General features: G+C 70.2%; 25 protein-coding genes. 14 read left to right on the top strand and 11 right to left on the bottom strand.

All coding sequences use genetic code 11. The annotated features are described in order from the left end of the window. Positions 1-17: 17 nt before the first annotated feature. The 4 genes from K8638_RS31660 to K8638_RS31645 form a co-directional block, all read right to left on the bottom strand. Positions 18-1,868: an FTR1 family protein gene (locus K8638_RS31660; protein ID WP_223758413.1), complete on the bottom strand. Its 1,851-nt coding sequence runs from the start codon at positions 1,866-1,868 to the stop codon at positions 18-20. Positions 1,869-1,934: 66 nt separating this feature from the next. Further along, complete coding sequence (locus tag K8638_RS31655; protein WP_223758412.1) at positions 1,935-2,291, bottom strand: hypothetical protein; 357 nt, start codon at positions 2,289-2,291, stop codon at positions 1,935-1,937. A 156-nt stretch (positions 2,292-2,447) separates the two neighbouring features. Beyond that, positions 2,448-2,927, bottom strand: a complete 480-nt coding sequence (locus K8638_RS31650) for a dihydrofolate reductase (RefSeq protein WP_223758411.1) — start codon at positions 2,925-2,927, stop codon at positions 2,448-2,450. Next, positions 2,924-3,718 (bottom strand): thymidylate synthase, encoded by a 795-nt coding sequence (locus tag K8638_RS31645; RefSeq protein WP_223758410.1) that lies wholly within the window; start codon positions 3,716-3,718, stop codon positions 2,924-2,926. Before K8638_RS31645 ends, K8638_RS31650 begins: the two co-directional genes overlap by 4 nt. 101 nt (positions 3,719-3,819) lie before the next feature. Between K8638_RS31645 and K8638_RS31640 the strand changes: the two genes are divergently transcribed. The 5 genes from K8638_RS31640 to K8638_RS31620 all read left to right on the top strand — a co-directional run bounded on the left by K8638_RS31640 (position 3,820) and on the right by K8638_RS31620 (position 8,285). Continuing rightward, positions 3,820-4,386, top strand: coding sequence for a cob(I)yrinic acid a,c-diamide adenosyltransferase (locus K8638_RS31640; protein WP_223758409.1), 567 nt, complete (start codon positions 3,820-3,822; stop codon positions 4,384-4,386). Between the two features lie 9 nt (positions 4,387-4,395). Beyond that, positions 4,396-5,415: a tRNA epoxyqueuosine(34) reductase QueG gene (gene queG / locus K8638_RS31635; protein ID WP_223758408.1), complete on the top strand. Its 1,020-nt coding sequence runs from the start codon at positions 4,396-4,398 to the stop codon at positions 5,413-5,415. After that, a complete protein-coding gene (locus tag K8638_RS31630; protein ID WP_223758407.1) occupies positions 5,388-6,356 on the top strand; it encodes a DMT family transporter in 969 nt (322 codons plus the stop codon). Before queG ends, K8638_RS31630 begins: the two co-directional genes overlap by 28 nt. A 196-nt stretch (positions 6,357-6,552) precedes the next feature. After that, complete coding sequence (locus tag K8638_RS31625; RefSeq protein WP_223758406.1) at positions 6,553-7,092, top strand: flavodoxin domain-containing protein; 540 nt, start codon at positions 6,553-6,555, stop codon at positions 7,090-7,092. A 188-nt stretch (positions 7,093-7,280) separates the two neighbouring features. Next, positions 7,281-8,285 carry an SRPBCC domain-containing protein gene (locus tag K8638_RS31620; protein WP_223758405.1) on the top strand — a complete coding sequence of 335 codons (1,005 nt, stop codon included), beginning with the start codon at positions 7,281-7,283 and terminating at the stop codon, positions 8,283-8,285. 43 nt (positions 8,286-8,328) lie between these two features. Here the strand turns inward: K8638_RS31620 and K8638_RS31615 are convergent, their stop codons facing one another. Continuing rightward, on the bottom strand, positions 8,329-10,470 hold the full coding sequence (locus tag K8638_RS31615) for a M28 family peptidase (RefSeq protein WP_223758404.1): 2,142 nt from the start codon (positions 10,468-10,470) through the stop codon (positions 8,329-8,331). A gap of 184 nt (positions 10,471-10,654) precedes the next feature. Between K8638_RS31615 and K8638_RS31610 the strand changes: the two genes are divergently transcribed. Further along, positions 10,655-11,851, top strand: coding sequence for an acyltransferase (locus tag K8638_RS31610; protein WP_223758403.1), 1,197 nt, complete (start codon positions 10,655-10,657; stop codon positions 11,849-11,851). Positions 11,852-11,957: 106 nt separating this feature from the next. On the opposite strand, the gene K8638_RS31605 is transcribed toward K8638_RS31610, so the two are convergent. The 3 genes from K8638_RS31605 to K8638_RS31590 all read right to left on the bottom strand — a co-directional run bounded on the left by K8638_RS31605 (position 11,958) and on the right by K8638_RS31590 (position 14,750). Beyond that, on the bottom strand, positions 11,958-12,734 hold the full coding sequence (locus tag K8638_RS31605) for a hypothetical protein (protein WP_223758402.1): 777 nt from the start codon (positions 12,732-12,734) through the stop codon (positions 11,958-11,960). Then, complete coding sequence (locus tag K8638_RS44990; protein ID WP_305071204.1) at positions 12,647-14,167, bottom strand: polysaccharide deacetylase family protein; 1,521 nt, start codon at positions 14,165-14,167, stop codon at positions 12,647-12,649. Before K8638_RS44990 ends, K8638_RS31605 begins: the two co-directional genes overlap by 88 nt. A gap of 217 nt (positions 14,168-14,384) precedes the next feature. Continuing rightward, positions 14,385-14,750 (bottom strand): hypothetical protein, encoded by a 366-nt coding sequence (locus K8638_RS31590; protein WP_223758401.1) that lies wholly within the window; start codon positions 14,748-14,750, stop codon positions 14,385-14,387. Between the two features lie 175 nt (positions 14,751-14,925). On the opposite strand from K8638_RS31590, the gene K8638_RS31585 reads away from it, so the two are divergent. Continuing rightward, a complete protein-coding gene (locus K8638_RS31585; RefSeq protein ID WP_223758400.1) occupies positions 14,926-15,150 on the top strand; it encodes a hypothetical protein in 225 nt (74 codons plus the stop codon). 84 nt (positions 15,151-15,234) lie between these two features. On the opposite strand, the gene K8638_RS31580 is transcribed toward K8638_RS31585, so the two are convergent. Next, positions 15,235-16,116 carry a hypothetical protein gene (locus K8638_RS31580; RefSeq protein ID WP_223758399.1) on the bottom strand — a complete coding sequence of 294 codons (882 nt, stop codon included), beginning with the start codon at positions 16,114-16,116 and terminating at the stop codon, positions 15,235-15,237. 101 nt (positions 16,117-16,217) lie between these two features. On the opposite strand from K8638_RS31580, the gene K8638_RS31575 reads away from it, so the two are divergent. The 5 genes from K8638_RS31575 (at position 16,218) to K8638_RS31560 (ending at position 22,210) form a co-directional block, all read left to right on the top strand. Next, on the top strand, positions 16,218-17,105 hold the full coding sequence (locus K8638_RS31575; RefSeq protein ID WP_223758398.1) for an MTAP family purine nucleoside phosphorylase: 888 nt from the start codon (positions 16,218-16,220) through the stop codon (positions 17,103-17,105). A 726-nt stretch (positions 17,106-17,831) separates the two neighbouring features. Beyond that, entirely contained in the window at positions 17,832-19,472 is a 1,641-nt protein-coding gene (locus tag K8638_RS31570; RefSeq protein ID WP_370644156.1) for a hypothetical protein, read from the top strand. Continuing rightward, complete coding sequence (locus K8638_RS45365) at positions 19,439-19,726, top strand: hypothetical protein (RefSeq protein ID WP_370644155.1); 288 nt, start codon at positions 19,439-19,441, stop codon at positions 19,724-19,726. The genes K8638_RS31570 and K8638_RS45365 overlap by 34 nt, the downstream gene beginning before the upstream one ends. Continuing rightward, complete coding sequence (locus K8638_RS31565) at positions 19,723-21,063, top strand: hypothetical protein (RefSeq protein WP_223758397.1); 1,341 nt, start codon at positions 19,723-19,725, stop codon at positions 21,061-21,063. The genes K8638_RS45365 and K8638_RS31565 overlap by 4 nt, the downstream gene beginning before the upstream one ends. Positions 21,064-21,160: 97 nt before the next feature. Then, a complete protein-coding gene (locus K8638_RS31560) occupies positions 21,161-22,210 on the top strand; it encodes a YihY/virulence factor BrkB family protein (RefSeq protein WP_223758396.1) in 1,050 nt (349 codons plus the stop codon). A gap of 12 nt (positions 22,211-22,222) precedes the next feature. Here the strand turns inward: K8638_RS31560 and K8638_RS31555 are convergent, their stop codons facing one another. Then, entirely contained in the window at positions 22,223-23,050 is an 828-nt protein-coding gene (locus K8638_RS31555) for a M48 family metallopeptidase (RefSeq protein ID WP_223758395.1), read from the bottom strand. Between the two features lie 235 nt (positions 23,051-23,285). Between K8638_RS31555 and K8638_RS31550 the strand changes: the two genes are divergently transcribed. Next, positions 23,286-24,236: a Ku protein gene (locus K8638_RS31550; RefSeq protein WP_223758394.1), complete on the top strand. Its 951-nt coding sequence runs from the start codon at positions 23,286-23,288 to the stop codon at positions 24,234-24,236. A gap of 6 nt (positions 24,237-24,242) precedes the next feature. On the opposite strand, the gene K8638_RS31545 is transcribed toward K8638_RS31550, so the two are convergent. Continuing rightward, on the bottom strand, positions 24,243-24,851 hold the full coding sequence (locus tag K8638_RS31545) for a superoxide dismutase (RefSeq protein WP_223758393.1): 609 nt from the start codon (positions 24,849-24,851) through the stop codon (positions 24,243-24,245). 140 nt (positions 24,852-24,991) lie between these two features. On the opposite strand from K8638_RS31545, the gene mutM reads away from it, so the two are divergent. Continuing rightward, positions 24,992-25,837, top strand: coding sequence for a bifunctional DNA-formamidopyrimidine glycosylase/DNA-(apurinic or apyrimidinic site) lyase (gene mutM, locus K8638_RS31540; protein WP_223758392.1), 846 nt, complete (start codon positions 24,992-24,994; stop codon positions 25,835-25,837). Positions 25,838-25,880: the final 43 nt, after the last annotated feature.

Genomic DNA, 25,880 nt, shown 5'->3' with positions numbered 1-25,880 from the left:
GCGCGGCCGGCGTCGCGTCACCCGGCGGAAGCCTCGGACATGCGCTGCGTGCGCCCCTTGCGGCGCAGCAGCAGGGCCAGGGGCACGGCCGCCAGCAGGGCCTGCGGGACGAGCGACACCGCGTCCGGGTAGAGGCCCAGCAGGTCCACGGTGATGAAGCGCAGCGGCACCAGCGGCAGCGCGCCCACCTCCTGCAGCGCGTGCAGGCCCTTGCCCAGCAGCATCACCGCGGTGACGACGAGGACGACGGTGGACACGTTGAAGAGCGTCTTCATGGGCAGGCGGTAGCCGAGGCGGTTGACGAAGAGGACCAGGGCCAGCAGCGCCACGACGCCGGCCGCCGCGCCCCAGGCCACGCCCGCGGGCGAGTCCAGCGCCAGTCCCTGGAGGAAGATGGCCGTCTCGAAGCTCTCGCGCAGCACCGCGGTGAAGGCGATGAGGAACAGGCCCGTCATGCTGCCGCGCCCCAGCGCGCCCTGCATCTTCTGGCGCAGCTCGCCCATGAAGTGGCTCATGTTGGAGCGCGCGTTGAGCCACAGCGCCGCGTACAGCAGCATGACCACCGCCAGCAGCGCGGCCACGCCCTCCATCCACTCGCGCTGGGCGCCGGCCAGCAGGTGCCGGCCCAGCACGTAGGCGATGGCGCCCACCACCAGCGCGGACAGCCAGCCGGCGTGCACCACGCGCACGTGCTGGGTGGCCTGCATCTTCCGCAGCGCGGCCAGCAGCGCGGTGACGATGATGGTGGCCTCGAAGCCCTCGCGAATGAGGATGAGCAGCGTCAGCCACATCGTGGACAGCAGGCCCGCCGCGTTGCCGGAGTCCCGGCGCGCCTGGTCCAGCAGCGACAGCAGCTCCCGCCCCGTGTCCTGCAAGCCGGGGCTGCCGCGCTCGGCCGCGAGCCGTGCCCCGAGGAAGGCCTCCTCCAGCTTCGCCACCAGCGCCGGGTCTCTCGAGCGCAGCTTGGGCTCCACGGGCTCCAGCCCGTTGAGGTATGCGTCCAGCAGGGCGGCCTTCGCGCCCGCGGCGTTGCCGGCGGCGCCCTGGCGCAGGGCCTCCTGCACGCCCTCGCGAGCCGCCAGCAGCGAGCGCTCTTCATCCGCGTCCGGCAGCTTGCGGCGGAGGCACGCGAGGTGCTCCTGGCCGTACTGCTTCACCAGGTCGTCGTCGGTGGCGTTGGCCAGCCGCTCCAGCGAGGCGCGCGGCGGGGTGCCCTCGCACGCGGGCTGGCGCAGGGTGAAGACGAAGAAGGCCAGCGACCAGCGCTCCTCCTCGGTCAGGGTGGGGTAGGCCGGCATCGCCGTGCCCGGCACGCCGAAGCTGGTGGTGTTGAAGGCCTTGTACGGGGTGAGGCCTCCCATCAGGTCCGCGTTGTGGAAGTTGGCGGGGGCCGGCTCCATGGTGGCCGCGATGGGCAGGTTCGCGCTGCCGTCCGCGCCGTGGCACGCCGCGCAGCTGGTCTGGAAGAGCGCCTCGCCGCGCTTCAGGTCCGGCGGCCGGCGCGGGCTGCGGGCCAGGCCTCCCGCCAGGACCAGGTCCTCCACCAGCGCGCCGCAGTCCCGGCTGACGCCCTCGGCGTCCTGCGCCTTCTCCACGCGGGCCTGGATGGCCTTCACGCGCGGCAGGAAGGTCTCCGCCGCGGAGCCCAGCTCCTTCGTCGCGTCCACCGCCTCCGCCGCGAAGCTCTTCTGCTCCGCCAGCTCGAACGCGGACTGCGACTCGATGGCCAGCGGATAGTCCGCCTCCAGATACTGGAGGATGCCCACCAGCCGGTGCCAGGTGCGCTCCTCGGACGTGCCATCGGCGGCACGAGCTGACAGTGGCAGCGCGAACAGCAGGCACAGGACGACCAGGGCAGCGCGAGTCATGCCCCCCGGTTTACCAGCCGGGGGGCTACATTTCAATCTTGCGAGTCAGAATCAAAATGGCGCCAGTCAGGTGCCAGCCGGGGTGGGGGGCCCCGGGACGCTCCACTGGGCGACCTGGAGGGAGCGGATGCGCAGGCTGTCCACCTTCCAGTCTCCACCGCGGAGCCTGCCAATGGCCAGCGCTCCGATGGCCAGGGCTCCGACGCTGACGGCTCCCACGGCGAGCGCGCCCAGGGCGGTGGCCCCCGTGGTGAGGGCGGGGAAGAGCCGGGGCCGGATGCCGCGGCGTGGCTGGAGAGAGGACGCCAGCCGCAGGGTGGCGGTGAGGGCCGCGGTGTTGGCGGCGGTGAGCGCGGCGGCACTGGCCAGGAGCGCCGTGCGCCAGGAGAACTCCGGGGAACGGGGCGTGATGTCGGTCTGCATGCGGTGGAGGTGGCCACGTACCGGTGGGGTGCCAGCGGGCGGCGGGCGGGGCCCGGCCCGTCTGGGGGCTCCCTGGGGACGGGTTGCCACGCCGCCTGGACGCCCGGGGTACCAGCGGGCTTCGGGCCGCGGCGTCACCGGTGCCGCGGCGCCGCCTCAGCGCTCGTAGGTGAGGAACGCGAAGGGCAATTCGGCCTCGGGGTGCTGCTCCTCCTCGATGAGCCGCCACCCGGACAGGTCCACCTCGGGGAAGAGCGCGTCGCCGGGGAAGTCGCGGGCGATGCGGGTGAGGTAGAGCCGGTTCCACCGGTCCATGGTCTGCGCGTACACGTCCGCGCCGCCGGCGATGAACACCTCGTCATCGCCGCGCGCCCGCGCGAGGGCGAGTGCCTCGTCCACCGAGTGCGCCACCTGCACGCCCGCGGGCGCGTAGTCCCGCTGGCGGGTGACGACGATGAAGGTGCGGCCCGGGAGCGGCCGGCCGATGGACTCGTACGTCTTGCGGCCCATGACCAGGGTGTGGCCCATGGTGAGCCGCTTGAAGCGGGCCAGGTCCGCGGGCAGGCGCCACGGGAGCTGGTTTCCGGCGCCGATGACCCGGTTGGAAGCGGCGGCGACGATGGCCGACAGTCTCATACGGCCACGGGCGCCTTGATGGCGGGGTGCGGGTCGTAGCCCTCGAGCGTGAAGTCCTCGTACCGGAAGGCGAAGAGGTCCGTCACGCCGGGGTTGATGCGCATGCGCGGCAGGGGCCGGGGCTCTCGCGAGAGCTGCTCCTTCGCCTGCTCCACGTGGTTGAGGTACAGGTGCGCGTCGCCCACGGTGTGGATGAACTCGTGCGCCTTCAGGCCCGTCACCTGCGCCACCATCATGGTCAGCAGCGAGTACGAGGCGATGTTGAAGGGCAGCCCGAGGAAGAGGTCGGCGCTGCGCTGGTAGAGCTGGCAGGACAGGCGCCCGTCGGCCACGTAGAACTGGAAGAGCACGTGGCAGGGCGGCAGCTTCATGGCGGGCAGGTCCGCCACGTTCCACGCGCTGACGATGTGCCGGCGCGAGTCGGGGTTCTTCTTCAACCCTTCGACCAGGAGCTTCATCTGGTCGATGTGCTCGCCGTTCGGCGCCGTCCACGAGCGCCACTGGTGGCCGTAGACGGGGCCCAGGCTGCCGTCCGCGTTGGCCCACTCGTCCCAGATGGTGACGTTGTGGGCCTGGAGCGAGCGCACGTTGGTGTCCCCCGCGAGCATCCACAGCAGCTCGTGGAGGATGGACTTCACGTGCAGCTTCTTCGTGGTGACGAGCGGGAAGCCCTGCGCGAGGTCGAAACGCAGTTGGTGGCCGAAGACGCTGAGCGTGCCCGTGCCGGTACGGTCGCCCTTCTTCGTCCCGTGGGTGAGGACGTGTTCGAGCAGGGACAGATATTGCCGCATACGGCCATGTAGGATCGCTCGCGTGCTGGATCAAGTCCTTGACGGCGCGTGCGCCTTCCCATGGACGCCGCACGCGGATGGCCGTTAGAAGCCCGTCGACCATGAAGATCTACACGAAGAGCGGTGATGCCGGAGAGACCGGTCTGTTTGGTGGCGGACGGGTTCCGAAGGACGACGCGCGCGTGGATGCGTACGGCGAGGTGGACGAGCTGAACGCGACCCTGGGCCTGGCGCGGGGCTTTCCCATGCCCACGGACATGGACGCGCTGCTGCAGCGCCTGCAGGACCAGCTCTTCACGCTCGGCGCGGTGCTGGCCACGCCCGCGGACACCAAGGCGTCCGCGTACATCCCCGAGCTGAAGGCGGAGTGGGCGGAGGACATGGAGCACAACATCGACCGCTTCGAGGCCGAGCTGCCGAAGATGACCCACTTCGTCCTGCCCGGAGGCACCCAGGCCGCCGCCGCGCTGCACCTGGCGCGCACCGTGTGCCGCCGCGCGGAGCGGCGCGTCGTGCCGCTGCTGCGCGAGGGAATGATTCCGCAGGCCGTGGTGGTCTACCTCAACCGGCTCTCCGACCTGCTCTTCGTCATGGCGCGGCTGGCCAACCACCGGGCTGGCGTCCCGGACGTGAAGTGGATACCGGAGAAGCCCACGAAGACGCCGTAGAACACCTGGATGGACGTGCTGCCCACCTCCCAGCTCCGTGAGCTCGCCAGCCTGGTCGGCTTCGACCTGGTGGGCTTCGCGCGCGCGGAGCCCATTCCTCCCTCCTTCCTCATGGAGTGGCTGGAGGCGGGCTTCGCCGCGGACATGGACTGGATGGGCGAGCGGGCCGCCGAGCGCCTGGAGGTCGAGAGGCTCCTCCCGGGCGCGAAGACGGTCATCGCCTTCGTGAACAACTACTGGCGGGACGACGCGGAGTCGGCGGACTCTCCCATTGCCCGCTACGCGCGGGGGCGCGACTACCACTCCACGCTGCGCGACAGGATGAAGGCCTTCCGCAAGGCCATCACCTCCAGGTACCCGGGGCTGGGCACCTACGGGAGCGTGGACAGTGGCCCGCTGATGGAGAAGGTGTGGGCGGCGCGCGCGGGGCTGGGCTACGTGGGGAAGAACGGCTGCTTCATCACGGAGCCGTATGGCTCGTGGGTGCTGCTGGCCACGCTCGTGCTGGACGCGGAGGTGGACGCGTACGGCAACGGCCCGGCGGCGGACCGCTGTGGCGCGTGCCGCCGCTGCCTCATGTCCTGTCCCACGGGCGCGCTGGTGGGCAACGGCCGTGTGGACGCGCGGGCGTGTCTCTCCTACCAGACGATTGAGAACCGCGAGCAGCAGGTGCCCGAGGCGTTCCGCCTCAAGTTCGACAACCTCATCTTCGGCTGCGACATCTGCCAGCAGGTGTGCCCGCTCAACCGTCACCCCGTGTTCGCGGAGAATCCACGCTTCGCGCCGAGAGCGGTGGCGGGACTGGGCACGCTGGAGCTGGCGGGGCTGACACCGGAACAGTACGAGCACCTGGTGCCCGGTACAGCGCTGGCACGCGCACGCTATGACGGTCTGCGCCGCAACGCCGTGTATGCGCTGGGCGTCTCGAAGCGCGCGGATGCGCGGCGCCTGCTCGAAAAGCTCTGCGGCGATTCGAGTGAATTGGTACGTACCGCGGCGCAATGGGCGCTCAGCCAGCTCGAGTCCTGAATTCCACCGCTGCTTCTTCGCTCACCCTGGTGTACGCCTTGATGGGCGTCCAGGTGCTCATCAGCGCCGGCACGTACCTCGCGGGCAAGCGCGCGATGGCGGAACTGCCGCCGCTCACGGTGGTGATGTGGCGCTTCCTGCTGAGCGGCTCCGTGTTCGTGCTGCTGCTGTGGCTCTCACCGGGACCCAAGGTGCCGCCGCGCGACGAGTGGCGGCGCGTGCTGTTCCTGGGGCTGCTGGCGGGGCCGGTGAACCAGGGGTTCTTCTTCTATGGGCTGTCGAAGTCCACGGCGGCGCACGCGGCGCTGCTCTACGCGCTGACGCCGCTGGGCGTGTACCTGCTGAGCCTGGCGCGGGGGCAGGAGCGGGCATCGCTGCGCGCGGTGGGAGGCATCGCCACGGCCTTCGCGGGCGTGGTGGTGCTGCTGCTGGGGCGCGGGCTGGCGGAGGCGAGCGGCTCGCTGGTGGGAGACCTGCTCATCCTCGGAGCGGTGGCGGCGTGGGTGGTGTACACGACGGAGGGCAAGCCCTTCGTCGCGGTGCACGGCCCGGTGCGCGCGACGGCGTGGAGCATGGTGGCGTCCACGGTGCTGATGCTGCCCCTGGCGCCGTTCATGGCGAAGCCGGCACAGGTGTTGGCGGCGAGCACCGCGGCGAAGGGCTCCATCGTGTACCTGGGCCTGCTCACGTCGGTGATTGCGTACCTCATCTGGTACTACGCGCTGTCGAAGGTGCCGGCGTCGAAGGTGGCCATCTTCTCCAACCTCCAGCCGGCGGCCACCGCCCTGGCCGCGTGGGCGCTGCTGGATGAGGCGCTGCACTGGGCGATTGCCGTCGGCGGGGTGCTGGTGCTCCTGGGCGTGCGGCTGACGCAGACGGCGCACGTGCGGCCTCCGCCCGCGTCCTCGCTTCCGCCGGAGCCCGGGCGTCAGGCGGCATAGGCCCCGGGGCTCCTCCGGGTACGAGCGCCAGCCTTCGCGGGATTCTTTCGCGGGGAACCGCGAGGCACGCAGCCTTTGCGCGAGGGCGTCCCTCCATCCGGAGGGGCTCGGGGGCGCTCGGCTGTCGGCACCTCGTCAGCTCCGTCGGTCCGCCGCATGCATGACTCCGAGGGTGGAGTCACCACGGAGGTCAGCGATGCGGGTTCTGGTCACCTATGGGTCCAAGCGAGGGGGGACCGAGGGCATTGCCCGGCAGGTCGCCGAGGTACTCCGGGGCGAGGGACTCGACGCGGAAGTGCGTCCGCCCAAGGAGGTCGAGGACGTGGCGGCCTATGACGCCGTCATCGTCGGCGGGGCGCTCTATGCGAACCGCTGGTACCGGCTGGCCAGGCGCTTCGTGCACCGGCATGCCGGGGTGCTGCGTGAGAAGCCTGTCTGGTTCTTCTCCAGTGGCCCGCTCGACAGCTCCGCGGTGGAGGGCGAGATTGCTCCCACGCACCAGGTCCAGGCACTCATGGAGCAGGTGGGGGCTCGTGGCCACATGACGTTTGGCGGACGGCTGGAGGCGAATGCGAAGGGCTTCATCGCCAGGGCCATGGCTCGCGAGCACACGGGGGACTGGCGTGACTCCGGACACATCCGCCGGTGGGCCGGTAGCGTGGCCGCGGAGCTGAAGGCTCGCCAGGAGGGCCGCCCCATCCCGGTGGAGCCGCCACCGGAAGCCCGGCTCCACTGACCCGCGTCCGCGCGGCTCCGCTCGACGCCCAGCGGGAGTGTGGACTCGCTCCAGGCTTCGTTCGGGCGAGGAGTTGCTGCATGTGACATCGCGCGGAGGACAACCGCTGCTGACGGGAGCTGAGCCGGGGTGGCGCCGCCCCAGGGCTCTGTTAAGTCGTGACGAAACGTTCCAGGGGGCCGAAGACCATGGCGACGAACACGCGAGCACTGCAGCCGATCGACGCATATCTGGCGAGCCTGAATGACCCGGCGGCGAAGAAGACGCTGGGAGCGCTGCGCTTGCAGCTCAGGAAGCTGCTCCCGGGAGCGGTCGAGACGATCAGCTACCGGATACCCACCTTCAAGGTGGACGGGAACGCCGTGGCCGGCTTCGCGTTCTTCAAGACCCACTGCGGCTACTACCCCTTCAGCGGCAGTGTCGTGCCAGTCTTGAAGCCGGAGCTGGAGGGTTACTCCACGTCGAAGAGCGGCGTCACCTTCCCGCCAGACAAGCCGCTCCCGGCGAAGCTGGTGAAGAAGCTGGTGCAGGCGCGGCTCGCGGAGCTCGCCACGAAAGGGAAGAAGCCCGCGGCTGTGAGGAAGAACGCGCGCATCACCGACCGCGTGACCGACAGTGCCGTGAAGGAGGCCACCGGGCGTGATTGGAAGGCCTGGATGCGCGCGCTGGACACGGCGGGGGCGGCCGAGCTGAACCACAAGCAGCTCGTCGCGCACCTGGTCCGTGAGGTTGAGTCAGGCTGGTGGCAGCAGTCGATCGCGGTGGCGTACGAACAGGCTCGCGGCAAGCGGGTGGTCGGCGAGACAGCCCTGACGGGTTTTCAGGTGGGCGTGGTGCGCACGCTGCCGATGACCGCGACGACGCTGTGGGAGTTGGTGACGAAGCAGGCGGAGCGCTGGCTCGGCGCGGGCGCGAAGCTGACGCTCGAGCCGGGCAAGCGCTATGAGGTCCCCAAGCGCCGTGGAGCGCCAGGCGTGCGCGGAGAGATACGGGTGGTGAAGCCCGGGCAGCGCGTGCGAATGACGTGGCAGCCGGACGGCTGGGAGAAGCCGGCGACGTTGCAGCTCTCGCTGGTGCCGAAGGCGCGGGGCGTCGCCTTCCATGTGCACATGGAGAAGCTGCCTGACGCGAAGGCCCGGGAGGCAATGCGCGAGCACTGGTCGAAGGTCCTCGGGAGCCTCGCGAAGGATTGATGGTTTCCACCCGGCTCCACTGTCCCCGCCCGCGCGGGTGTCCTCATCGGGCACGCGTCATGATGGCGCCCTGCTCCAGCAGCCCGAAGAGGTCCAGGAGCGCCTCCACGGGGAAGGCGTGGCCGTACTCGGCATAGGCCGCGTCGCGGATGTCAGCGACGGAGCGCTTGCCGTCGGCGTAGCTCGCGATGGCGTCGGGCAGTTGGTAGAAGCGCAGCTCGCTCTCCCCGCGCTCTCGCAGGGTGGTGGTCGCCGCGGCCATGGCGGCCTGCACGGCGGCCACCCGGGGCTGGTGCTCCGGGCCGGCCCGGCTCGCCACCTCGTCGAAGGAGGCCAGCTCCTGGCCCTTCACGCCGCGGGGGATGAGGGCTCGGGCCCGCCGTTCGGTCTCGGTGGGGGCCGGCTCCTTCAGGGACACGCCGCGCGACTTGCCGTCCACTTCCAGGCGCTTCAGTGCCTGGGCCTCGGCGGCGTCGAGCGCCCTGGCCATGGCCTGCACCGGTGAGGCGGGCGCGCCCAGGGGAATGCATGAGCGCAGGGCCTCGCGCTCACGCCGGTAGCCAGCACGCACCACGGCGCGGGCCAGACGGTAGGTCTCGGGCAATTGCTCGGTGGTGGCCGCGGCCAGGCCCCGGCGGGCGCTGAACTCATCCTCCGCCACGCGCCGCACGCCGTGCACCGCCACCAGGCGTGCCAGCTCCAGGGCACCGGTGCCGTCGGCCCAGGCGGCGACGGTGACCGAGGCCAGGCCCGCGAAGGCGGCGCGGTGCAGCTGGGTCGGGTCCACGTTCTCCGGCCGGTCGCCGCTGGTGTGGTAGCCGTCGTCGGGCCAGGTGGAGAAGGCCACGCCCGGGATGCCGTGGTCGTTGAAGAGCTGGTGGTCCGAACCGCGGCTGTAGCGCTCCAGGTGGGCGTCCAGCGGGTCCCGCGAGCCGGTGACGGAGCCGATGCGGAAGTCCTTCCGTTGCGGGTAGGCCACGCCGTTGAAGCGGTTCATGAAGGCCACCGTGGACTCGGCCACGGCATTCACGAAGCTGGCGTTCCAGTCCGGCGTGTACGTCACCATGAAGCGCGAGTGGGTGCGGCTCAGGCTCGCGCCGAGCATGTCGAAGTTGAAGTGGGCCACCCGCCGCACCGGGTCGTCGGCGTGGTGGGAGAACCAGTCGCGGGTGCCCTCGAACTCCGGCAGCCACAGCACGCGCAGGGTGCGCACCGGCGGTGGCAGCACGCCCCGGCGGATGAGCGTGGTGTAGGTGCGCACCATCTCCAAGAGGGTGGCCGCCCCCGAGGCGTTGTCGTCGGCTCCGGGCTTGTAGTGGTCCAGGTGGCCGGCGAGGACGACCTCCTCCCCGGCGCGGGTGCCGGGGATGACGCCGCTGACGATGCTGTAGTGCCCCTCGAAGGCCTCGCTGGCGACGCTCACGTCCACCTTCACCGGGCCTGCGTGCAACTGGGCGCGCAGCTCGCGCCCCTGGCGGTCGGAGACCATGAACAGGAAGGGCGCCGGCTCACCCGCCGGCCGCAGCCCCGGCGGGACGTGCGCCCAGCCCACCTGGTCCGGGAAGTCGCCATCCATGCGGTGGGGCGCGTTCCAGGGCGGCGTCGAGTAGGACGAGACCACGCCCACGGCGCCGTACTGCCTCACCGCCCTCTGCAGGACGGCACGGGGATGGCTGCGGGTGAGGACCACCTTGCCCTTCAGGTCCTTGCCCGCGTAGTCCGAGTCCCGGGTGCCGGTGTCCACGTCGACCAGCTCCAGGCCCGTGCCCTCGAAGCTGCCGCTGCCCGGCGCCAGAGCCATGGGCAGGTCGGCGTAGGAGGTGAGCCGGTACCGGTGCGGGCCGGCCACCCACAGCTCGCCGCGGGTGGCGCGCCACTGGGGGCCGCTCTTCATCGGCTCCAGGCGCACGTCCTGGAGCCCCGCCGCCTCGGCCGCGGCCTTCAGCCACACGGCCGCATCGGTGTAGCCCCCCTGGGTGTCCCGGGCGAGGAGGGCGAGCCGCTGCACGTTGTCGTGGATGCGGTCGCCGGAGCTCTCCTGGATGAGGGCGTGCACCACCTCGTCCCGAAGCACCAGTCCGGTGGTGGGCGACACGCGCCCCAGCGGGGACGTGGGGGGCTGGGCGGCGGCTCTGAGCGAAGCAAGCGCGACGACGGACGCAACGAGGAGCAGGCGGGTGCGCATGGGAGGTCTGCCTCTACACGTATCGTTGCTGGCCCGCATCAACGAGCGCCGCGACGTCGCGCTCCTCGAGGGCTTCGGAGGGCCCAGGCGCGCCGTCCCGGGCAGCCCGGCCGCTCCCTCGACGGACGAGGCCCACACGCACGGATGGGGCACGCCGCGAATCCCGGCTATGGTCCGCGCCGAGATGAAGACCGTACCCTGGGAGCCCCTGCGCCTGCCCGCGCACCTTCCCGCGCTGGATGGCCTGCGCGGCGTGGCGGTGCTGCTGGTGATTGCCTACCACTCGCTGACAGGACTCCGCAGCGCGTCACTGGGCACGCTCTTTCAGGTGGGCTGGGCGGGCGTGGACCTCTTCTTCGTCCTCTCCGGCTTCCTGATTACGCGCATCCTCGTGCAGACGCGCGAGCGCGGGGCCTACTTCCGCACCTTCTACGCGCGGCGCGCGCTGCGCATCTGGCCGCTGTACTTCCTGGTGCTGGCCTTCACCTTCGGCGTCATGGGGCGGCTGCTGCCTGCCCTGGCCTTCGACACCCAGCGGTATCCGTGGGTGCTCTACGCGCTGTACCTCCAGAACCTCTGGCAGACGGACTTCGGCCCCGCGCCCATCAACGTGACGTGGTCCCTGGCCATCGAGGAGCAGTTCTACCTGGTGTGGCCGCTGCTCGTGTTCTTCCTGCGGAACGGGCAGCTCCGCGCGTTGCTGTGGGCATGCGTGCTGCTCTCCCCCGTGGCGCGCTTCGCCGCGCTGTGGGAGGGCGCTGCTCCCATCCAGGTCTACACCTTCACCCTGTTCCGCCTGGACGGGCTGGCGCTCGGGGGACTGCTGGCGCTCGGCGTGGTGGACGGCCGCTACACGGCGGACCGCCTGGAACAGTGGAGCCGGGGGCTCGCGGTGCTCGCGCTGGGCGTGGCCTTCGGGCTCTCCATCGTCTTCTTCAGTCATGGGCAGGCCATCCACATGGCAACGGCGCTCGTGGGGCCGGGCGGCCCGCATGTCCGCGCGCTGCTGGTAGCGGGCCTGTACACGTTGTGGGCGGTGGGCTTCGCCAGCCTGCTGGGGTGGGTGCTCACCGGGCGCGCGCGGGTGCTCCAGGCCGTGCTTCAGTGTCGGCCGCTGCGCTTCGTGGGGCAGGTGAGCTACGGGCTCTACCTCTTCCACGCGCTCGTCATCCCCGCGGGCGGCCTCTACACGCGGCCGCTGTTCTACCGCTTCATCCCCTGGAGCATCGCCGCCACCGCGCTCGGCCTGCTGTTCGAGTACGCGGTGCTGCTGGCGCTCGCCGTCGTGTCGTGGCGCTGCTTCGAGCAGCCCCTGCTGCGTCTCAAGGACCGCTTCACCCACACGGACGCCGCCGGGAAGGCCGCGGCTCCCACTGCCTGACGGCCGAAGCCAGCGCTGGAAGCACCGGCAGTGCCACGCCGGCACGCCGTCCATACCTGCTGTCGTTGTTGTCGGACGGGTCGTGTATTTCCTGGTTCTGCTTCCCTCAGGGGCCGGCCGCCGACCCGGTGACGTCGAGCCTCAGCCGGAAGGAGAGGTCCGGCGACGTGGGCCCCACCTGCTTCACCATGACCGCCATGGTGTTCTCCCCCACCACGAAGGCGCTCGCGGGGAGGGCTGTCGTGAGCGTGGCATTCTCCGCCGAGGCGCTCGCATATTCCGCGTGCGCCAGCCCATCGGCCATGTTCGCGCTGAAGACGAGCGAGCCATTCAGCCAGATGGCCACGCCATCGTCATGGCGCACCGTCACGCTGGCCGCGGAGATGGGACCCGCCAGCGTGAACTCGTGGCGGAAGTACACGCTGCTCTGCGAGGGCGAGGTCCGAGGCAGCACGGTGGCCTCGTCGCCATCGCCATAGCCCAGCTCCGCCGGCCCCGAGGGCCAGGCCGAATCATCGAAGGAGGGCAGGTTCCAGCTCGCGCCCGGGTCCGCGCCGCTCGCGAAGTACTTCCAGATGGCTCCCTCGGGGATGACCGTCCCGGTGGTGGGCGCGGTGCCGATGGTGAAGGCCGCGTCGCTGGTGTCCGAGAGGAAGGGCTCCTCGGTGCTGGAGACGCGGATGAGACCTTGCGCCGTCGGAGCGGTCGGCACCGGCCAGCTGTAGCGGCCCGTGTTGGGCGCGGCCGCGACGACGGTGCTCCAGGTGGACCCCAGGTCGGTCGAGTACGCGAGGCTCACCGTGGGCCAGGAGCCGGTGCTCTCCCAGCGGAGGTCATACGTGGAGCCGGCGGTGAGGGTCTCTCCTCCATTGGGCGCCAGCACGCGAAGGCTCGCGGGGGGGGGGGGCCCACGGACAGGTCCACGAGGCTGAAGTCGTCCATGGTGAGCCTGCTGGCGCTGCGCAATGCCAGGCCGATGCCGAGATTGAGCGCGCCCGCGGGCACTGGCGGTGTTGTCCACTCACCCAGCCGGTACGTGGAGCTGGCGGGCAGGTCCGGGCCGCTCACCCACGGCACCCAGCCGCTGGAGGTTCGGTAGGCGGTGACGAAGCCGGCGCGCCCGGCCGTCTTGTACCAGGCGGACACCCGGTAGGTATGCCCCGGCATCACCGCGGGCGCGCAGACGCCCGTGTCCTGGAAGACGATGAGCCTGCGGTCCGCACCGCTGGAGAGGCTCGAGATGCGGGCCGTCTGCGCCCAGCTTCCCGAGTGGGCGTCCGGCGTGCGGCTCCATCCTCCCGAACTGGAGCCGGTATTCACTCGCCTCCAGCAGTCGGGAACATTGTCCGAGTCCGCGTCTGTCTCCAGCGACGCGTTGCGCAGCAAATTCACGCCTCCCGTCCCGCCGTCCGGGACTCCCGCGTCGGGGACTCCCGCGTCGGGGACTCCCGCGTCGGGGACTCCCGCATCGAAGGTGCCAGCGTCGAAGGTGCCAGCGTCGAAGGTCCCGCCATCGCTGCGGACGGGAGGCTTCACCGCCCCGCCAATGACTTCATGTGTGGTCAGCACGAACGTGCCCCGGGAGGTGCGCGGCGCGAGCCAGGCCAGGAAGGCATCCAGCAGCGGCTCCCGGATGGAGTACGTGTCGCAGCCATCACAGATTTTGTGCAGGGAAATCTGGATCCAACCTCCGCCTGCCCCCTCGGTCTGGAGGACGAGGCTCTGCAGGTCCGCGAGCGTCCAGTCACTCTGGATGGACTGCGGCGTGCGGATGATGAACGGGTCCGCCGGGGGGATGCTCTCCGACAGGGGGCAGCTGGAGCAGCCATACGGATTCTTGATGCCACCGGTGGCCCGGGCACTGTTGAAGTTGCACTCGATGACGAGTTGCCGCGCCTCGGGGGTGTCCGAGCTGGAGGGATAGGCGAACGAGGTGACCGGGAAGCCCAGCGCCATCAGCTGGGCCCGGTCGTCACATATCTGGTGCCGTGCCTCCGCCAGGGACACCTCGTCCAGCCTCACGTGGTCGATGGTGTGGCTGGCAATCTCATGTCCCGCTGCCGCGAGCGCACGCACGTCCTCCAGCGAGAGGTCGCCGCTGCCGCGGCCGATTCGCCCACTGTTGAGATGGAAGGTGGAGCGCATCCCATATTTCGCGAACAGCGGCCCCACCACCGTCTGACTCTTGTTCGTGTCCGCGAAGGTGAAGGTGACGACTGTCGCTCCGGCGGGAACGACAGAATCCGCTCCGGAGCCCGCTGCTTCCTCGTCGTCGGGGGGGACACCGGGGCTGCAGGCGAGGACGAGCGAACTCAACAAGAGACTCAGGCGGACGAGCCGTTGGGCGCGCCATGGAGGGGAAGGGGGCTTTCCTGTCATGGGAGCGGCAAGGTTCGACCTCCCCGCCCGTACGCCAATGGCCCGCGCGGACAGCCTGAATGTCTTTCACAAACTCTACACCTTCACCCTGCTCCGCCACACGGACGCCGCCGGGGAGGCCGTGGCCCCCACGGCCTGACGGCCGAAGTCAGCGCTACCGGGTGTCCGCGAAGCCCTCGCCCGAGACCGGGTCGTAGAGCAGGGTGACGACCGAGACCTCACACAGGTCGATGCCGCTCCACACCAACTCGTTGCTGCTGATGTCCTCGACCTTGATGTCGTAGACACAAAGCTGGTTCAGGGGTGAGAACACGATGGGAGCGTACTCTCCGTGCCGCAAGACATCGCGGCCCAGCACATCCTGGCCCCAATCATTGTCGAGGGTGGGCGAAATATAGACCCTCGCGAGGGTCACCCCTATCTTGTTGTCCAACGTGAAGTTCTTCACTGCCTGGGCCATGACTCCGCCCGCCGCGAGCATTCCCGCCAGCATGGCGGCCCGCTGAAGATTCCTTCTCATGTGATGTCCCTCCTCCTGATGTGGAAGGAGCCGCGCGTATCGGTTGTGACCTCGGCGAACGAGCGCTCGATGAGGCCCCCCTGGGCGGCGCGTCACATCCACCGCTCCGCGACTCCGTCTCGAGGAGGGGGCTCGGTTCATCTGTTCGCCGCTCGAGGCGGGGCCCGGCCAGGCCATGAGCGCACAGACTCCCGTCGGGAAGGACCCCATCCGGTTGGTGGCCCGGAAGCTCAGCAGTCAGGCCCTGCTGTTCCGCCTGGGCATGGCGGTCCTCCTCATCAGCCTCGCCGGGCTGCTGCCGCTGCCGTCCATCCCCGTGTTCCTGGTGTTCCACAAGGAGCTGCGTCAGGTGCAGCGCGTCCGCCGCGTGGTCGGCGCGCTCGAAGCGGCGCTGCGGTGAGCGAAGGGAGCCCCCGCGCCGAGCGCCCGCAGGCAAGAAGAAGAGCTTTGAACCGAAGGACAAAGCCCTGAAGTCTTTTCACTTTCAGTCCCCGTTCGGGTCCCACTCGGAGATGTCCTTCTTCGGCTCCGGGGGCGGCGCCGGGCGCTGAGGCGCCGTGGTGGTCGCGGGCTTCTTCGTGGGCGGGGGCGCTGCCAGGACGGCCGGCTCCGAATCCAGCAGTGGGTCCTTTTCTTCGCTGCTGGCGGCGGCCTCGGGGGCCTCCTTCACCGGCGCGGCCTTCGGCTCCGGCTTCTTCGCCACGGGCTCAGGCTCCGGCTCGGACTTCCCCTCCACCGGCTCCTCATCCTCCAGCCCCAGCGACACCTCGGGACTCTTCTTCGCCTCCGAAGCGCGGTACCCCGTGCGCTGCGTGCCATCCGCCGAGGCCCCCGACACGCTCTCCTCCGCGTGCGCGCGGCTCGATGTCGCTCTCGCTCCCGTGACGGGCGCGGCGTCGGGCGCCGGCGGAATCTCCTCCTTCGGAGACTCCGACGCCCGGTACGAATCCCTCCGTCCCTCCCCACCCTTCGCGTTGGCCGGCTCGTCGTAACCAAACGGGTCGTCCGGATTGCGCTTCCTGGCGGGCGCGGGCGCCTCATCCGCCCAGGGGTCCTCCTCCTTGGTCTTCTTCTTCCCCTTCCGCTCCTCTGCTTCTTCCCGCTCGGCCCTCCGCCTGGGGCGCACATCCTCCGCCACCCCGGGCGGCAGGCCCTTCAGCGAGGAGTGCCGGTCAGCGCACAGGTCCAGGTTCTCCTGGCAGTCGGCGAAGCACAGGGTGAGCTTCTTGAGGTGTCGGCTGTTGCCGCCGTACTCGATGGTGCAGTCCTCCTTGCACGTGGAGTAGTCCTCCTGGCAGCCGGAGGGAGCGGCCGCGGCGGCGGAGCCGGCGGAGAGGGTCAGGGCGAGTAGCAGGAAGGCACGCATGGCGATTGCGAAAACTACCAGTCTTCTCGCCTCCCTGTGACAGGGGCCCGCGCTATGGTCCGCCTCCGCGAGGGCGCGGCGCACGCGCCAAGAGGAGGCACATGGCTGTCAGGGTGGGCATCATCGGGAGCCACGGACTCGGGCTGGCACTGGGAGTCCACGGTCGGGGGGAATCCCACACGCTGGAGACCCCCTTCGGCCCCCACGCCGGCCCCATCATCACCACCGAGGTGGACGGCGTCCCCGTCGTCTACGTCTCCCGCCACGGCCGGGGCCACGTCTTCAACGCCACCCGCTCCCCCTACCGCGCCAACCTCTTCGCCATGAAGCTGCTGGGCGTCACCCACGTGCTCGCCACCGGCACCGTGCGCAGCCTGCGCGAGCACCTCCAGCCGCTCCAGCTCGTCCTGCCGGACCAGGTCATCGACCGCACCTACCGCCGGCCCTGCACCTTCTACGACGACGTCGCCGTCCACGTGGAGCTGGCCTCGCCCTTCTGCTCCACCCTGCGGCAGGTGCTGGCCAACGCCGCCCACCCGAATGGCCCCACCGTCCACACCGAGGCCACCTACGTCTGCGTCGAGGGGCCCTCGCTCAGCACCCGCGCGGAGAGCCTCCTGTACCAGGCCTGGGGCGGGGACCTCGTCGGCATGACGGCCATGCCCGAGGCCCGGCTCGCGCGCGAGGCGGAGATGCACTACGCCCTCGTGGCGCTGCCCACGGACTACGACTCGTGGCGGCCCCTTCCCGCGGGCCAGTCGCACGAGGACCACCTGTCTCAGGTCTCCCACCACCTCCAGCTCGTCACCGCCAGCGGTGCCGCCCTCATCCGCCGCGCGCTGCCCCGCCTCGCCGAGTCCCGGCCCTCGTGCCGTTGTGACTCCGCGCTGGCCATGGCCATCAGCACCGACCGGGCCCGCATCCCCGACGAGGTGCGCAGCCGCCTGCGTCCCCTGCTGAGCAGATACCTCCCACCCAACGTCGCGTAGCCGGACGGAGCGAGCGGAGGAGGGCGCGGTTGCAGGAGGGGGCTGATGTTGCGCAGGAGGCGTACGGGAAAGTCCATTGCCAGGCTGCGTGAAGTGAAGGCGCGCCGGTGCGCGACTCCGAGAAGGGCTCCCTGCTGGCGCGGGCGGTGAACGCGCGTTCTCACCATTATGTCCCTCAGGCCTTCAGTATGGGACCGGGGGGGCCGTCGACGCCATGCGCCACCAAGCAACGAGGAGTGCCTCGTACTCCGTCCAGGCCACCGCCAGCCGCGGTGGCAACCTGGGAGCGGAAGTGCCGCCGTCTTGCCAGTGGAGTCTTTTCTTTCTGTATTTGCTCGAAAATGGCGTTTCGGGCGTTCGCGTGGCGCTCACGCCCGCGCCGCAGGATGGAGACTCCCCATGCCGCACGCCAGCGCTTCCCGGCATTGCCCTCGCAATGAGGTGCCCCCACGCGTCGGGGCCTGGGTTCATGGGTGGGCGTGCCTGCTGCTGGCCGCCGCCATTCTGTCCACGGGCTGTGCCTCGTCGTCGTCTCACCGCGCCCTGGCGTCTGGTCCGCGCCTGTCTCTGACGACAGGAGGATGGAAGGTGGCGGGCGATGCCTCCGAGGAGGAGGTCGTGTCGCAGCGGCTGCACCGCCGCCAGCCAGCGCGTGAGCACGGCACCTCCGTGGAAGCGACGAGGCCCTCCAGGGTGGCCAGTGGAAAGGCTGCCTGTGGTGGAAGAGTGTCTGCCGGCTGGCCGCGCCTGGGCTCCAGCGAGGAGGTGCTGGCCCCCTTCCTGGCGTGCGCCTCGCCCGCCGACTTCGTGGCGTTACAGCGCACCGTGGACATGCCCCGGCTGGTGGAGTCCCTGACGGATTGGGACGCGGTGCGGCTGGGCGCGCTGGGGCCGCTGCTGGACGCGAAGGCGTCGGAGGTGCTGGCCCGCAAGCGCGCCGCCTTCCTCGTCACCGCCACGGAGAAGTACGGCGTCCCCTTTGCCGAGGTCTTCGTCCTCTTCATCCTCCACTCCGCCTTCGACGACGAGGTGCGCGAGGTGGTGCGGCTGCTGGCCCAGCAGAAGCAACTTGGCGAAACGCTGGGGCGCATGGCCGCCGTCCGCGAGGAACTGGAGGGGCGGGGCCTGAAGCTCGCGCACTTTCCAGACAGGGACGAGCGAGCCGGGGACGTGCTGCGAGGGCTGGGCCGCGCTGGACGGGATGCGCTCGCCACCGCGCCCGTGCTGGCCGAGTCCCGGTACGTGGACTTCAGCGCGAAGCGCGCGCAACTGCCGCCCGCCTACCAGCAGGCGCTGCACGAGGTGGAGCGGTCGTTGATGGTGGAGCGCTTCTCGCCGGGAAGCGTGGCGTTGGGGAGCTTCGATCACCTGACGTTCGGCGTTCCGGTGGGCTTCTACCACCTGGCGGCGGGGACGTTGCAGGGAGTGGGCGCGTTGGCGGCGGGGGAGTACGAGCAGGCGACACGAGAGCTTGCGCCCGCGGCGCTGATGGTGGGGCTGTACGCGGGAGGGCGGGGCGCGCGGTACGTGCGTGAAGGAACCATTGCCGGGCGGGAGGGAGTCCGGCTCTCTACGTTGGCGCCCCACCTGGAGGCACTGAAGGGAGTGTTGGCGCGGCTGGAGGCGAGGCTGGGCCGGGGCGCGGTGGGAGAACTGGCCCGGCGCCTCCAGGCGAGCCGGGAGAGTGCCCTGCTCGTGGCGGAGTGGGGCGAGGCAGGGGCGGCGGCCCTGCACGAGGCGCGTGGCAACGCGGGCAAGGCGCAGGCGTGGCTGACGGAGGCGAAGGGGCAGCGGGCGGGGCCCACGCTGTCGCGAGGCAGCGCGGAGAAGGGGCCGGGCGTCGCGGCGCGGGTACAGGAGGCGGCGGGGTACACGCGAGAGGCGCTGGCGGAGAAGTTGCGGCGTGCGGAGCTGGAGGCGCCGGGCCCGAGGCTGCCTGTGGACGTGGCGCTGCTGAAGCGGCAGCACCCCACGCTCGGCGCCCCGCCGCCGGGAGTGCGCGAGGGCTCCGTGTTGTGGAGCGAGTATGTGACGTACCGGACGCGGCGGCTGGCGGAGCTGGAGCAGGGGCAGCCAACGAAGGGACCGCTGAGGTGGGAGGGCTACCGGGAGATGCGGGGGCTGTTCGCCCGGGGGCTGGACTTCGAGCGCCTCATGGTGGACCTGCTGCGTGCGGACGCGGAGTTGCCCCGGGCGCAGCGCCAGTGGCTCCAGGATTTCGACGTGCCGCGAATCGAGACGCACGTGTGGGGGTGTGGAAGCCGGAGACGGGCCTGCGGTACGCGGACGTGCTCGTCATCGAGGAGAGGCCGCCTCCGGGACAGCCTCCTCTGGTGGAGACCTTCAGTTGCAAGAGCCGGGACCTGAGCCATCTGAAGCCGGAGTTCCTGGATGCCCAGGTGCTGGCGGACGCGCGGGACGCCTTGAGCTATTACGGCGGAACTCTGAACATCCGTCGGCGTACTCTCAACCCCGAAGGCACGCGGGCGCAGGTCCAGGTCCAGCGGGTCCGTCTCGTCTACGAGGGGGGCAGGCTTGGGCCTGGGAACCCGGGGTGGTGGGAGGGTGCCATGGAAGGCGTCAAGAGCGAGGCCCCGGGAGTCGAGGTGCTGCTGCGATGAAGGTGCTGGAGTCCCACGACTTGAAGCCGGAAGACCTGCTCAATTTCTCCTTCAAGGCCAGCTTCGACCCGCAAGCTCCACTGGATAGCGAGCTGGACCCCTTCCTCCAGTCCCTTGAGGCGTATGCAGGCGCCTGGATGCCAGAGGTCATCCACGGCAAGCGGTGGCGCAAGTACTCCCGCGCCGCGGTCTTCAAGGGACTCGAGGAGTGCCGTAACGAGAACTCCGCATCCATCTGGCTGTATCGGGAGAAGTGGCCTGCTCTGGACATGCTGCTCAGGCTCTGGTTTTCGCCGCTCCCGACCCGTCTGAACTTCAGAAGCTCCGTCCAGCCGCTCTCTGTCTTCGCGGACGCCGAGCAGTGCGGACAGCTCGTAGACATGGTGCGCACCTGGGCCTCCCACTACCCGGTCACCCACGCCGTGGCCAGCAGCCTGGCGGAGGACCAGTTGTCGGGCGCCCCCAATTTCGGCCGCGACACGGATACGTCGATTCGAGACGGCTTCGACCGAATCTACGAGGTGTCCTGGCTCAACGTCTTCGGCCCGAAGCTGGTGGAGTCCATTGGCCGCGAGCGGGTGCTGTCCACGCCGGCCCACCGGGTGGAGGAACTGCCCCATGGTGCCGTTCTGCTGGTGACCTGGCCCGTTGCCGCGGACTTCGCAAGTGATGAGGCCCGCCAGGCCCAGGCCCGTGCGCACGCTCACCTGCGCCCGGACCTCGACTACGACATCCTGTTACGCACCCTGCGCGAGCGCAGCGCCATCCTGGCTCCCGTGGAGCCGCGCTTCCCGCCCCACCTGGAGTCGCTCCTCACGCGGGTGGTGGACCGTGTCCGCATCAGTGAGCGCCAGCGAATGATCGCCGAGCTCAACGCCTGGCGCCCCCCGGAGCCGGATGAGTGGCTGCCCGCCAGCGCCGCCCTGCCTTCGGATGTGAAGGACGTGGACTTCGTGCGCCAGCAGTACGACGACCTTGCCGAGGGCCTCGTGGCGCTGCTTCACACCGACGTGCCCTCCGTCTTCGAGGCCTCGCCCGAGTCCCTCATGGACGTGGACGCCCATTTCTGGTGCGAGGACTTCCTGCGCAATCGCCGGCCGGGAGTCATCGATGAGCACCTGATGCCCGCGGTGGGCGCGTACCTGGGGAGGGTGTTGGTGAAGCACCTCGGCGGCGAGTGGATTCCGCGCAAGAAGCTGGAGGAAGCGCAGGTGCGTGTGGGCAATCGCGTGTGGTTGCCCTTCCTCCGGGCCCATCGCTACACGCGCTCACGCCAGGCACTGCTGGACTTCTCCCTCACCGAGTTCTTCCGCGCGGTCAGGCTGCACCGCTCCTGAGAGCGCCCGGCCGGGCGCCCGCCTGCCCGCCTGCTGCCATTCCTCCCCACCGTCCCCACCTTCCTACCCCCACGGGCATTCAAGGGAGGAGGGGAGCATGCGGTGGCCCAGGCCCAAGTACCTGACGTGGCGCGAGTTCAGCCGGCGCTTCGTGAAGGAGATCCAGGAGGACACCGTCACCGACATCGCGGCGCAGCTCTCCTACTACCTCCTCTTCTCCCTCTTCCCGTTCCTCTTCTTCCTCTTCACGCTCGTCGCCTACCTGCCCTTCGCCCCGGGCGCGGTGGACGCGATGCTCGACCGCATCCGCCCGCTGGTGCCCGGAGACGCGCTGCAACTGGTGACGGGCCACCTGCAGTCCCTCGTCAACCAGCCGAGGCCGAGGCTGCTGACGGCGGGTCTCGTCATCGCCCTGTGGACGGCCTCGCGCGGTGTGGACGCCCTGCGCAAGGCGCTCAACCTGGCCTACGACGTGCCCGAGTCCCGCCCCTTCTGGAAGACGCAGGGGCTGGCCATGCTGGTGACGCTCGCCGGCACGCTGCTCATCCCGCTGTCCTTCACCCTCTTCCTGCTGGGCGGGCGGCTGGGGGCGTGGCTCGCGCGGAAGCTTCAGCTCGTGGACGCCTTCCACGTGGTCTGGTCCTGGCTGCGCTGGCCCTTCACCGCATCGCTGGTGATGCTGGTGCTGGCGCTCTGCTACTACCTGCTCCCCGACGTGAAGCAGAAGTTCAAGTACATCACCCCCGGCTCCGTCATGGGCACGGGCGTGTGGCTGCTGAGCACGTGGGGCTTCACGCAGTACGTGGAGCACTTCGGCAGGTACAACGTCACCTACGGCTCCATCGGCGGCGTCGTGGTGCTGATGCTGTGGCTCTACATCTCCGGGCTCGTCTTCATCCTCGGCGGCGAAATCAACGCCATCCTCGAGCATGCCTCCGCGGAGGGGAAGGAGAAGGGCGCGCGGGACTTCGAGCAGCCGGCCCCGCTGGAGCCTCCCATCAAGACGCCCGGCGCCGCGAAGAGCGCCAGCAGCGCGAAGAGGTCGCGGCTGGCGCGCTTCCGGTGGAGGCGGCGGGTGGCCCGGGGCAAGTCCCCCGAGCCCACCGTGGCGGAGCTGGAGCGCGAGCCCCCGTCCCACCTGCACTGAGCGGCGTGAGTCCTACTTCGCGCCCAGCTTCTGCTTGATGGCGGGCAGTCCGCCCGGGCTGTTGTTGCTGCCTCGCAGCTTCTTCTCCGCGATGATTTTCTGGATGTTGGCGATGCGGTCCTTGTTGGCCGGGTGGGTGCTCAGCCACTTCATGAAGCCCGGCCCGTCACCGCCCTGCTGCTCCTGGAGCTTCTGGAAGAAGGTGATGAGGCCACGCGGGTCATGGCTGGCGCCGGAGGCGTAGCGGGCGCCGTACTCGTCCGCTTCGAGCTCCTCGCCGCGGCCGTGCGCCAGCATGGCGCCCCCGCCCACCAGCTGCGTGGCGATGGTGGCCACCGCGCCGGGGTTCTTCCCGAGCGCCGCCTGGGTGACGGCCTGCAGGCCGAGCTGGTTGACCATCGCGCGCGCCGAGTGCCGGCCCACCACGTGGCCCGCCTCGTGCGCCATGACGCCGGCCAGCTCCGCCTCCGTGTCCGCCGCCAGGATGAGGCCCGTGTAGACGTACAGGTAGCCGCCCGGCGTGGCGAACGCATTCACCGTCTTCGGGTCGTCGATGACGTTGATCTTCCACTTCACCCCCGGCCGGTCCTTGTTGGCCTGCCGGATGATGGGCGCGGAGAGGCTCCGCACGTACTCGACCACCGCCGGGTCCTGCACGTACTTGATCTTCTCCTTCGTCTCCAGCTCCTGCTTGACCTGCTTGCCCAGGTCCTCTTCCTGCTCGTCGGAGATGAGCGTGGCCGCGATGGCCTTCTCCGCGGAGATGCGCTGCTTGGTGCAGCCCGCCGTCACACCCATTGCGAGGGTGAGGCCCAGAAACATCGAGAGGATTCGCTGCATGACCAGGAGTGCCTTCCTTTCCATCGGTTGAGTGGCGCCGGCCGGACTCTTCGCCAGGGTCCGCCCTCGCGGCAAGCCTCGAGTGTAGACGGAGCCCTTCCAAGAGAACTTCACTCCGCCCACCCCCGCCCGCGCCCTGGCCAGGGGGCCCGGCGGGCCTTGCGGGGAGGGGAGGGGATACGGACCTTTGAAGGTACCGGCGCCGCACGCGCGCGGCACGAGAGGGGAGGCCCCGATGTCACGTCCCGTGTGGGTCGGCTCGCTGAGCTTCGGGCTGGTGAGCGTCCCGGTGAGGCTCTACAGCGCCATCAGCTCGAAGCAGGTGCAATTCCACCTGCTGCACGACGTGGACGGCGCCCGCATCCAGAACAAGCGGGTGTGCTCGGCGGACGGGGAGGAGGTGCCCTACGAGCACGTGGTGAAGGGGTACGAGCTGGGCGACGGCCGCTACGTGGAGGTGACGCGCGGGGAGCTGGAGGCCTTCGACCCGGAGGCCAGCCGCGCCATCGAGATGGAGGACTTCGTGGAGCTGGGGGACATCGACCCCCTCTACTACGACACCTCGTACCACCTGGTGCCCGCCGAGGGGGCGGAGCGCGCCTTCGAGCTGCTGGTGGCCACGCTGCGCGAGGCGGGGCGCGTGGGCATCGGCCGGTTCGTCATGTACCAGAAGGGACACCTGTGCGCGGTGCGGCCCCATGGCCGGGGGCTGCTCCTGACCACGCTCCACTACGCGGAGGAGGTGGTGTCCCAGGACAGCCTCACCGAGCTGTCCCTGGCGGGCCCGCGTCCCCAGGAGCGGGAGCTCCAGGCCGCGCTGAACCTCGTCGAGGCACGCGCCACGCACTTCGACCCCCGGCGCTACCACGATGTCCACCGCGAGCGGCTCCTCGCCTTCATCCAGCGCCGCGCCTCCAAGCTGGCCCGGCCCGTGGCGGCCGGCGAGCGCCCCGCGCACGCGGGGGCCACCGCCCAGGCGTCCCAGCAGGGCGAGCTGCTCTCGGCGCTGGAGCGGAGCGTGGCCGCGCTCCGGGCCGGACAACCGCTGCCGCCACCCGAGCAGGGGGCACTGCGGCTGCGGCCCCAGGCCTCGGCCCGCGAGGCCCGGGAGAGACGAGGTGGAGGCGAGGCCCCCACCTCCGAGCCCCGGCGGAAGGAGGACGACGGCGGAGAGCCCTCGGCCTGAGGCCGCCTACTTCAGACGGCCCTCGCAGGCGTCGTAGTCGAGGTTGGAGAAGTACGCGTCCACGTACTTGCCGCGCTCGTTCGCCTTGTAGTCCGGGGTGAAGGCGTGCTCCCACGCGTCCATGATGATGACGGGCCGGAAGCCGGCGATGTTGTTCGTCTCGTGCAGGTTGACCCAGTGGTTGGACAGCCACCCGGTGCGCGGGTCCTGGAAGGTGACGGCCCAGCCGATGCCCGGCATGGTGGCCACGGCCTTGAAGTCCGTCAGCCAGTTCTCGAAGGAGCCGAAGCTCTCCTCCATGGCCTTCCTCAGCTTGCCCGGCGGCGTCGCGCCCGAGCCCCCCGGCTTCATGTTGCCGAAGTAGTACTCGTGGAGGACCATGCCGTTGTACTCGAAGCCCAGCCGGCGGGTCATCTCCGCGTAGGCCGGGTTGGTGCCCGCGGCCTCACCCTTGAGCTGCAAGGCCGACAGCGACTCGGTCAGCTTGTTGGTGCGGTTGACGTAGCCCTCGTACAGCTTGAAGTGCGTGTCCAGGACCACGTCGCTGAGCCCCTTGAGGCTCTTCAAGTGGGGGAACTGCATCGGCGTGTATTTCTTCTGGGGAACGTCCGCCATGCTGCCTCCAGGAACGGGGGTCGGAAGGCCGCCTCATAACGGAGGTGGGGGCACCCGGCGCGCGGAACTTCGGGCCGGTGTACGCGGCATGACAAGTAGCCCATGCGTGAGCCTACCCGGGGTGCTATGTGCCCGGGAGGATGCCTGAGCTTCCGGAAGTGGAGATTGCCCGGCGCAACCTGGTCCGCTGGTTCAGCGGCCGCCGCCTCGTTCGCGCCGAGGCCGACGACACCCGCATCTTCCGCGGCGCCGAGCGCCGGCACTTCGAGGAGCTCTCCGGCCGGCTGGAGTCCCTCGTCCGCCGGGGCAAGTACCTCCTCTTCGCCTTCGAGGGAGGCCGGGGCCTGATGGGCCACCTGGGGATGACGGGCAAGTTCGTCCGGCGAACGGAGGGCCAGGTGGAGCCCCACAGCCGCGCCCGCTTCCACCTGGACGACGGCCACGTCATCCACTTCAGCGACCCGCGCATGTTCGGCCGCATGGAGCCCGCGCCGGCCCCGCTCCTGAGGACGCTGGACCCGGTGGGGCTCCTGGGGAGGGACCCGCTGGCGGACGGCCTCACCGCGGGGCAGCTCGCGGAAGCGGTGGGCTCCTCCCGGCAGCCGCTCAAGGTGGCGCTGATGGACCAGGAGCGCCTCGCCGGCCTGGGCAACATCCACGCCGCGGAGGCCCTCTTCCGCGCCGGCCTCCACCCCTCCCGGGAGCCCGGCTCCCTCACCCCGGCGGAATGGAAGCGCCTGGTCCAGGCCATCCGGGCCACCATCGACTTCGGACTGAAGGAGCAGGAGGGCGAGGAGCCCGTGTACCTGGAAGAAGGCCGCTCGGAGAACCCCTTCCTGGTGTATGGCCGCGCCGGGGGCCCATGCTCCCAGTGCGGCACCCCCGTGGAGTCCTTCACCCAGGGAGGCCGCACCACCCACTTCTGCCCGAAATGCCAGCCCCGCTCAGGCGTTCACGCGTCGAAGCCCCGGGCCGGTAAGCGTTGACACCCCCATGTCCCGTGGCTTGAATCGCCCGCCTTTCAGACCC

It is taken from the genome of Myxococcus sp. RHSTA-1-4 (assembly GCF_020037125.1).
Taxonomy (GTDB): domain Bacteria; phylum Myxococcota; class Myxococcia; order Myxococcales; family Myxococcaceae; genus Myxococcus.
This window is presented reverse-complemented; position numbering and strand designations above follow the sequence as displayed.

Excerpts from the sequence above, each read along its gene's own strand:
- K8638_RS31610 (WP_223758403.1), top strand. The coding sequence starts at position 10,655 with ATGAAGACCGTACCCTGGGAGCCCCTGCGCCTGCCCGCGCACCTTCCC.
- K8638_RS31590 (WP_223758401.1), bottom strand. The coding sequence starts at position 14,750 with ATGAGAAGGAATCTTCAGCGGGCCGCCATGCTGGCGGGAATGCTCGCG.
- K8638_RS31660 (WP_223758413.1), bottom strand. The coding sequence starts at position 1,868 with ATGACTCGCGCTGCCCTGGTCGTCCTGTGCCTGCTGTTCGCGCTGCCA.
- K8638_RS31585 (WP_223758400.1), top strand. The coding sequence starts at position 14,926 with ATGAGCGCACAGACTCCCGTCGGGAAGGACCCCATCCGGTTGGTGGCC.
- K8638_RS31650 (WP_223758411.1), bottom strand. The coding sequence starts at position 2,927 with ATGAGACTGTCGGCCATCGTCGCCGCCGCTTCCAACCGGGTCATCGGC.
- K8638_RS31560 (WP_223758396.1), top strand. The coding sequence starts at position 21,161 with ATGCGGTGGCCCAGGCCCAAGTACCTGACGTGGCGCGAGTTCAGCCGG.
- mutM (WP_223758392.1), top strand. The coding sequence starts at position 24,992 with ATGCCTGAGCTTCCGGAAGTGGAGATTGCCCGGCGCAACCTGGTCCGC.
- K8638_RS31620 (WP_223758405.1), top strand. The coding sequence starts at position 7,281 with ATGGCGACGAACACGCGAGCACTGCAGCCGATCGACGCATATCTGGCG.
- K8638_RS31640 (WP_223758409.1), top strand. The coding sequence starts at position 3,820 with ATGAAGATCTACACGAAGAGCGGTGATGCCGGAGAGACCGGTCTGTTT.
- K8638_RS31580 (WP_223758399.1), bottom strand. The coding sequence starts at position 16,116 with ATGCGTGCCTTCCTGCTACTCGCCCTGACCCTCTCCGCCGGCTCCGCC.
- K8638_RS31555 (WP_223758395.1), bottom strand. The coding sequence starts at position 23,050 with ATGCAGCGAATCCTCTCGATGTTTCTGGGCCTCACCCTCGCAATGGGT.
- K8638_RS31625 (WP_223758406.1), top strand. The coding sequence starts at position 6,553 with ATGCGGGTTCTGGTCACCTATGGGTCCAAGCGAGGGGGGACCGAGGGC.
- K8638_RS31575 (WP_223758398.1), top strand. The coding sequence starts at position 16,218 with ATGGCTGTCAGGGTGGGCATCATCGGGAGCCACGGACTCGGGCTGGCA.
- K8638_RS31550 (WP_223758394.1), top strand. The coding sequence starts at position 23,286 with ATGTCACGTCCCGTGTGGGTCGGCTCGCTGAGCTTCGGGCTGGTGAGC.
- K8638_RS31645 (WP_223758410.1), bottom strand. The coding sequence starts at position 3,718 with ATGCGGCAATATCTGTCCCTGCTCGAACACGTCCTCACCCACGGGACG.
- K8638_RS31615 (WP_223758404.1), bottom strand. The coding sequence starts at position 10,470 with ATGCGCACCCGCCTGCTCCTCGTTGCGTCCGTCGTCGCGCTTGCTTCG.
- K8638_RS31655 (WP_223758412.1), bottom strand. The coding sequence starts at position 2,291 with ATGCAGACCGACATCACGCCCCGTTCCCCGGAGTTCTCCTGGCGCACG.
- K8638_RS31630 (WP_223758407.1), top strand. The coding sequence starts at position 5,388 with ATGGGCGCTCAGCCAGCTCGAGTCCTGAATTCCACCGCTGCTTCTTCG.
- K8638_RS31565 (WP_223758397.1), top strand. The coding sequence starts at position 19,723 with ATGAAGGTGCTGGAGTCCCACGACTTGAAGCCGGAAGACCTGCTCAAT.
- queG (WP_223758408.1), top strand. The coding sequence starts at position 4,396 with ATGGACGTGCTGCCCACCTCCCAGCTCCGTGAGCTCGCCAGCCTGGTC.
- K8638_RS31545 (WP_223758393.1), bottom strand. The coding sequence starts at position 24,851 with ATGGCGGACGTTCCCCAGAAGAAATACACGCCGATGCAGTTCCCCCAC.